Source organism: Methylobacterium sp. CCH7-A2 (assembly GCF_001557075.1).
GTDB lineage: Bacteria > Pseudomonadota > Alphaproteobacteria > Rhizobiales > Beijerinckiaceae > Allobosea > Allobosea massiliensis.
On the sequence record NZ_LSKN01000328.1, the window covers coordinates 1 to 822 of the forward strand.

The following is an 822-nucleotide window of genomic DNA, read 5'->3' on the forward strand; positions in this document are numbered from 1 at the left end:
CCCCCGAGTTCATCCGCCGGTTCCTGCTCCACGTCCTGCCCGACGGCTTCCACCGCATCCGCCATTACGGCCTGCTCGCCTCGTGCCGCCGTGCCGACACCATCGCCCGCATCAGGCAGATCATGGCGGCGCCGACGCCGGCCATAACGACGGCAGATCGTGAAGCAGAGATCTCGGCGAAACAATCCGATCCGGTCGATGAGCGGAGGCCTCCTTGCCCCTGCTGCGGCGGTCGCATGATCCTGGTCGAGCGCTTCGCTCCGGGCACGGCACCGCGCACCATCCTCGCCGTCAGGATCGACACCTCATGACGATGGCGCCGCAGCGACACCCTGAGGAACAACGACCGGTCTCGGCCAGAGAGCGGGCGATCCCGATCGCGCTGATCGCGGAAATGGACCTTGCGGCGATCACGGATCCCGCACAGACGCACCAAACTTCAGGCTTCCGGGCATCCCGGTCGGCGCATTGCGCCGCCGTCGCGCGCCTCGCACGATCCCGCCCACCAGGCCGCGCGGCGAAATCCCCATAGCCCACGGCCCCGGACCGCGGCTTCCTCCCATGGAGGCTTTCGGACGCCGGCCCTCAGCCCGGTCCGAACGCGAACGCAAGTGCCGGCATCCGAAACCCTTCACACTTCCTGACATTGGCGGCCAACCCAGAAGCGGACGCTAGCAGAAATTGCGGTCGACCGACAAGCAGTGATGGACAGCCCCGTCGGGAGAACAAGCTGACCTGCGGCATAGAGACGCCTGCAGAATCGGCTCAGCTAGGCTTCGTGGACAAAGGGTAGCCAGAGTTTGACTGCGGCAATGGCGACGA

1 protein-coding gene is annotated in these 822 nt (G+C 66.4%); it reads left to right on the forward strand.

Annotated features, from left to right (window positions below):
* Window positions 1–311 (forward strand): transposase (locus AX750_RS27030; protein WP_245282518.1); only part of this gene is annotated, 311 nt, incomplete at its 5' end.
* Between the last annotated feature and the right edge of the window lie 511 nt (window positions 312–822).